This is a genomic window from Brochothrix sp. (assembly GCF_017549435.1).
Lineage (GTDB): Bacteria > Bacillota > Bacilli > Lactobacillales > Listeriaceae > Brochothrix > Brochothrix thermosphacta.
In genome coordinates, this window is sequence record NZ_JAFYUW010000138.1 from 1 (window position 1) to 6,399 (window position 6,399).

Annotated in this window: 8 protein-coding genes; 1 reads left to right on the plus strand and 7 read right to left on the minus strand. The window is 34.0% G+C overall.

From position 1 onward, the window contains the following. Nucleotides 1–342: cation:proton antiporter domain-containing protein (locus IKV95_RS09295; protein ID WP_287451703.1), on the minus strand; the 342-nt coding region annotated here is incomplete at its 3' end. Nucleotides 343–610: 268 nt separating this feature from the next. Here IKV95_RS09295 and IKV95_RS09300 point away from each other — a divergent pair. Continuing rightward, complete coding sequence (locus IKV95_RS09300) at nt 611–1,228, plus strand: class I SAM-dependent methyltransferase (protein WP_029091636.1); 618 nt, start codon at nt 611–613, stop codon at nt 1,226–1,228. A gap of 64 nt (nt 1,229–1,292) precedes the next feature. Here IKV95_RS09300 and IKV95_RS09305 read toward each other — a convergent pair whose 3' ends face one another. The 6 genes from IKV95_RS09305 to IKV95_RS09330 form a co-directional block, all read right to left on the minus strand. Continuing rightward, the gene (locus IKV95_RS09305) at nt 1,293–2,318 is read right to left on the minus strand and encodes a DUF916 domain-containing protein (RefSeq protein WP_069125374.1); all 1,026 of its coding nucleotides are present in this window, start codon (nt 2,316–2,318) and stop codon (nt 1,293–1,295) included. Between the two features lie 3 nt (nt 2,319–2,321). Beyond that, on the minus strand, nt 2,322–3,002 hold the full coding sequence (locus IKV95_RS09310) for a WxL domain-containing protein (protein WP_069125376.1): 681 nt from the start codon (nt 3,000–3,002) through the stop codon (nt 2,322–2,324). A 26-nt stretch (nt 3,003–3,028) separates the two neighbouring features. Next, on the minus strand, nt 3,029–4,735 hold the full coding sequence (locus IKV95_RS09315; protein WP_141691008.1) for a hypothetical protein: 1,707 nt from the start codon (nt 4,733–4,735) through the stop codon (nt 3,029–3,031). Between the two features lie 281 nt (nt 4,736–5,016). Next, nucleotides 5,017–5,409: a RidA family protein gene (locus IKV95_RS09320; protein ID WP_029091633.1), complete on the minus strand. Its 393-nt coding sequence runs from the start codon at nt 5,407–5,409 to the stop codon at nt 5,017–5,019. Between the two features lie 227 nt (nt 5,410–5,636). Continuing rightward, complete coding sequence (locus IKV95_RS09325) at nt 5,637–6,041, minus strand: NAD(P)H-dependent oxidoreductase (RefSeq protein WP_096699390.1); 405 nt, start codon at nt 6,039–6,041, stop codon at nt 5,637–5,639. After that, complete coding sequence (locus IKV95_RS09330; RefSeq protein ID WP_096699388.1) at nt 6,038–6,253, minus strand: NAD(P)H-dependent oxidoreductase; 216 nt, start codon at nt 6,251–6,253, stop codon at nt 6,038–6,040. The genes IKV95_RS09325 and IKV95_RS09330 overlap by 4 nt, the downstream gene beginning before the upstream one ends. Nucleotides 6,254–6,399: the final 146 nt, after the last annotated feature.

Here is a 6,399-nt window from a genome sequence, read left to right on the forward strand (position 1 = left end):
AGCAGCATAAGGAATTGTTGGTAACAGATAATGAATAAACATCCCTAGCACTCCCACAGTTAGAAATACCAAGCCTAACGATAAAGAAATAATTGATTTTCGTTGTCTCCATAATGCTTTTTTATCAACATTCGCACCATCGTTAAATAATAATGGTGCCATAAATAGAAGTAAAAATAATTCTGGATTCAAATCCATAGAATGATCCCCTAATGGAATGGCTAAAATTATCCCTAGGGCTACTTGTATGAGTGGCACTGCAATACTCGGAATAAAGCGGCTAATTACATTTGATATAAACACTGCACTCAACATTAATAATATCAGTTCAAAAATTTCCATTAAATAAGTCTGCCTTCTTTCTTTTTTTATTATTATTTCTTACTATAGCACGCATCTAACCGTAATACTATACGACATCAGTCGTATTTTTCAATATCCAATGTCATGTTTTGTTCTTTTAAAATAAAAAATGAAATTATAATAGAAGAAAATAGCTTTTTTCTGAAAAATAAGAAAAATCCTCAAAGCTTACTATTAGACAGTCCCATTTTTATGCTGTAGCATAAAATTTATAACTAATCTATATATAAACTAATGAGGTGAAATCGTGGGTAATATTGATGTTTTTGAAAGAATTGCAAATAATTATGATACTCCTGACAGAGAAAAAATAGCGAAAATAACAGCCAATTCAATACTTAAAAAACTTAGTCCGCAAAGTAGTGCACAGACAGCCATAGATTATGGCTGCGGTACCGGGCTTGTCGGTATGAATCTATTAGATGCTTTTAATACAGTGATATTTGCTGATGCCTCACAAAATATGATTAATATCGTCAAAAAAAAATTGGAGGAAAGTTCTCACTTAAATGCAAAAACAGTATGTTTAGATGCTGAAAATCAATCTATACAAACAGTTAAACTTGAAGCAAATACTATCTTTATGGTGCAAGTTCTTCTTCATGTAAAAGAGATTACTCTTCTGTTAAATAATTTATCTGAGACATTACCTCCTAAGGGTCAACTAATAATTGTGGATTTTGACTATAATGAACAGGTTATTTCTGATAAAGTACACAACGGATTTAAGGAGGATAAGCTCACTCAAACACTTCATAAAAGTGGGTTCGAGAATATCAACAGAGAAACCTTTTACCATGGCAAAAACATGTTTATGAATAAGGATGCTTCACTCTTTATATTGACAGCCACAAAAATAGGATAACCCTCCTATACGTCAAAAAAACTCACACCTTTAAAGGGTTGTGAGTTTTTTAGTGACTGCTAATTTATTTACGTTTTTTTAACAAAATAATAGTGATGAGTATCAGTAAGAGCGCTCCGACACCAATTAAGATGTTACGTAACGTGTTGTCTTGTTTTTCGATAAATGGATCAGATTCCGCTGCTTTTTTCACTTCTTCTGGCGAAATTGAGAAGCTATTTTTAAAAACCCATTTATCTTTTTCTGAAGCAATCGTTGTGACGGTTTTATAATTACCTTGAGCCATTTCACTTTGCTCCCAAGGAATATCTAATTCAAACCGACTGTTTGGTGCAAATGACATTTTTTCTTTTTTTAATGTTTTGTATATATTTTTTTGATCGTCCTTATAAATATCAACCACTACTGATACATCCTTCAAAACATTTGGTTTTGAATTTTCTGTCATTAGTTTCAATTGTGATTGACCTGCCTCAGATTTAGCTTTGAGCTCATGCAAGACTATTTCTTTACCTTCTTTATAAGGAATTTCTTCTTGAAGCATAACTGCAATTGCATAAGCTAATTGCTGATCAAACTTGAGTCCCGATGAATGCGATTCTTTATTTTCTTTTGCCTCCACAGGAACTTCAGTGATATAAACACCACCCAAAACAATGCCTTTGAATTTTGTCGCAGGAATTGTAATTTCGGCTGTCACTTTCACCTTGTCATTTCCAGCGACTTCAATACTCTTCTCTCTAAAAGAAACAAGTTGATTAAAATCAGCTGTCATCGTTTCACTATCTTGTGCATTTGATAAACTATAATCGATAAAACCATTTTTATTTGTCACTGCACGATTCAACTGTATTTTATAGTGTTTTTTTACATTTGAATGGTTAATAATTTCAAATGCTACTGTTTTCTTTTCAGAAGGTTTCACTTCAAAATAAAAATAATCCAATCCTTCAGCCTGCTGTTTGTCATCAAACAAAGGTTTTACTTCATAAGACAAATTTTCTTGAGAAGTTGCACTTACAGTAAGAGGTATCGTTAATAAGCTAAGAGAAATCACAGTAAAGTAGAACCATTTATTTTTAAAAAACAAAACTTATCGAGCTCCTTCAACTGTTGCTGAAGTTAGTGTCCAAGTTAATGTTGATTGATATTCTCCTACCTTAGCAGTATCAGTATTAAATGTTAATGTTGCTTTATTACCATCAAAGTTTTTAAAGTAAGTTCCGCCACCTTCATCTGCATTTGCAGCGAATACTGGTTGGCTAGCAGTATCAACAGTGACTGCTGTTTTAATATCACCTGCTAATGCGGCAGTTACATTTGTACCATTTTTAACTTCTGCTGAAGTTAAGGTGAATGTTGCTGGTAAAGTATGTCCACTATTTGTAAATGCTGTTTTTGAAACAGATACGGTCCAACCAGCTAAAGTTCCACGTCCATCTGTTACTTGTAAATTACTATTTAATCGAGTGTTAGAAGCAGTATGTACACCTGTTCCCACTGTGAATTCGCCAAAATGGAAATTAGGTGCTAAATCAATTCTTAGCGGTTCAGTATTTCCAGTTGGTTTATCACCTTCTTTATTTGGATCTGTTGGATCCGTAGGTGTCACCGGTACAACAACTGGCGGTGTTACCCTATCATTTGCTTTAAAAATAATTGTTCCTTTTGTTGTAGCACCAGTATCCCCTTCTGCTGCTAATACTGTTGTCCCAGCTCCTCCCAATAAAGCTACAGACACTAATGTAATCCCCAACACTTCAATCTTTTTCATATTCAATTCCTTCTTTCCCTTGTTTTTTAGGGCCCTTTTTTCAATACCACTTTGAGAGTTCCCTTATACTCTCTATTTAATAGTACATTAGAAGATTTCATTTGTATATGAATCCCCTCATGTTCTTTAAATGCAATTGTATCTACCACTTTATTGTTCACTTGTGTATTCTCATACACATCTATCAAACTATTTGTAAGTTGTTGTTTTTGACCATTTTTCGCTAAAAAAACATCTGCTGGTAAGTATGAACCATCCACCGTTTGAAAGGCACTTTCTAAAGCCAAAGCAACCTTCCATTTGTTTAAAGTCAATTGTGTATCTAATACTTTGACTAAAAAGGGCGTTTCACTATAAAAGATATCTCCTGGTTTAGGAATCTCATGCGTACCAAAATCTAACGTATCTGTGATGGAACTAATTTTAAGCTCTTCTTGCTGAGCAATAACATTCATACCTACTTCTTTTCCCAATTTATACTCATTTGAAACACCAATTACTACGGTATATGTCCCCGCACTAAATCCAGGTAGAGTAAATTCATAATTTTGTCCATCTAATTTAATAGCAGTTAAATCTTTTGCTGCACCACCATTGATTTTATAATAAAATTTATTGTCAGTGCCTTCTGATTCCAACAAGCCCTTCAATTTTGTTTCTTTACCCGCAGGAATTTTCAGTTGTGTATCTGCTAATTTAAAATCTAGCAATGTTTCTTGCTTAAATACTAACGGTACCGGACTTAAAGTTGTTCCTGTGCCATCTGTACCAAATAGATTATAAGTTGATTGCCTGATAAGTTGTTTTTTCCCATTTGCTAACTCGGTAATTTTATCTTCGACAACCGGTGCCCTATTTTGAACCAGCCCATTATTAGTTCCTAAAATTGCAGTTTTCGAAAACAAGTTAACCGTTCGTTGATAAGTCGATATGTCAATATTTTGCTTAATCGGCAGTTGGACATTTCGTGTCTTATAGTTGGTTCCTTGTAAAACACGACTAATCCCATTGACTTCAAGCGGGGTGATATCATTTTTTCCATTCAATGTACTATCTGCAACGACTTGGTTCCATGGAGAAAGATACGTATTCCAAGTTGCAAGATTACTTGTAAAATCACCTTTAGATACATCTTTAACATTGATAAACTCAGTCGTGAAAGCCATCGTTTTAGTATCACGCGGTGGTAACTTGCCTTTAGTTAATACCTTGTTAGGACTATAATCATTGACACTACCGGGTAATTTAGCAACATCTAGCTCAATATTTGTTTGAATGGTAACATCAGGATTTAATAATAAGGTCAGTAACCAAGCAATCAGCGCTAGTAAATTAAACGTCTTATCTGAAAGCACATACTCTAGATCACCAGCGGCGGTTGTGGTGAAATTTTCTGGTTTTAGCATTCCTTTCTGTGTGCCGACTAGCACATACGAATCTTCACTTAGTGCCGTCGCAATATCTGCTTGTGTTAAGTTTGGTGGCAATTTCCAAACGATTTTAAATTTCGTGACTTTGTTTAGAAGTTCACCATCCTGAATATCTACCTTCTTCACTTTGAATTCATTTTTCAACGAAAGTTTACCACCTGACCAAACATCATTTGCCGTTGGATCAGGCGTATAGGTTGCACTGCCTGTAAATCCTGGCGTATTCGCATGGGCAATATTAGGTATTAATGTCACATGAAAAATGAGCATTAACGCTAATATAATCCTGCTTAATTTTATCAACACATCACATCCCCTATCATCTTATGTGTATTAATATATATGTATCAATACATTACTTTAAGTACACCTTTATCATCTTACCCCTATTCCTATCTCAAATAACGTATTGACCTGCTAAAAGTCTAATAAAAATATACTTTTGTACATTCTTTAAACAGTGTTAAAACAATCTTGTTGGCGCTATCATTTTATATTGAGATACAAAAAAACCACAACTCTCTTTGAGATGTTGTGGTTTTTTATGATTTATTAGCTCATCTTATTTTGTGAAAAACGTATCTTTATTCAGGAGCTGCAGCTAAAATTTCGATTTCTATTTTAATTTCAGGCAGCCCTAAAGCTGTTATATAAGCAATTGTCATCGAAGGGTTAACATCAAAAAAATTTGACCAAACCTCATAAAAATGATTCCAATTGATGGCATCAACTGACCAAACATTCACTTTAATGATGTTTTCAGCCGTTAAATGCTCAGATTTTAAAGCTCTCTCAATATTCTTAAAGGTGTTTACAACTTGTTGTGTATGACGTTCAGGAATATTACCTTCATGATCCACGCCTATTTGACCTGAAAAAGTATACAGTGTGCTATTTTTAGGAATAATTGTGACGTGACTATATTCCCCTACGGGTGCTGGCATAGTTGCTGGGTTTTTTCTAATAATGTTATTCATAACTTTTTCCTCTTCTCATTCATTATTGTCTAACGTCGGGTAGTTATATTAGAGATCGCTCTGAAAATTAAAGTTCACCCTAAGTCAGACAATTTTAGAAGAAAACAGCTGTTGAATAACCAACTCCTTTTGCTAATGATTTTAAAACACGCTTCTTCATTGATTATTCACCTCACCTTCGTTATTAATTATACATTATTATCTTTTTTCAGCAAAAGATATGATAGTTACTTGATGATTTTATTGCCAAAAATACGTAGTTTTTTTGTTCTCTCCTCATTACTTAACTTTGTCATATTCGCATAGTTAAGCCACTTAACTTTATGAAAACCCATTTTTCTAAATGTACCTCGAAAAACAATTTTAGTCACAGGGTTACCAAATACCCATCGATACAGTAAATGTGGTGTTGCCATTACTGTGACTAACTTTACCTTTTTCAAATTAACCAACTTATTCACAAATATTTTCCCCTGCTGTGGTTCATCATAAATAATTCCTTTAGCGATTACTTTATCAAAAAAGCCTTTTGTCATAGCAGGCATCGCTTCCCACCAAATCGGAAATATAAACACGATTTCGTCAGCCTTCAACAATCGTTCTTGGTAGTCTGCCACAAGAGAATCTATCACCTTTTTTTACGCCAAGCGATCAAGTCTTCTTTGTGCATGACAGGATCAAACCCATCCTTATGCAGATCAATCACATCAACTGTCACGCCTGCTTTTTCATATGATTTTTGTGCCTCTGTTACTAACGCTGCTGAAAAACTTCGGTTATGTGGTTCATTATGACACGCATCAACTGTGTAGGGGTGATCAAAAACAATGCAGATATTTTTCATTATATAGACACCCCTTTGCTATTCTTTTCCAAACGTTTCATTTTAACTAAGAAAATGATATAAATAATATCAAATACACTGCAAATAACACCGCAAATAATGATGTAACTATTAATGTCGGTTAAAACACCCATTAACAGTGTGGG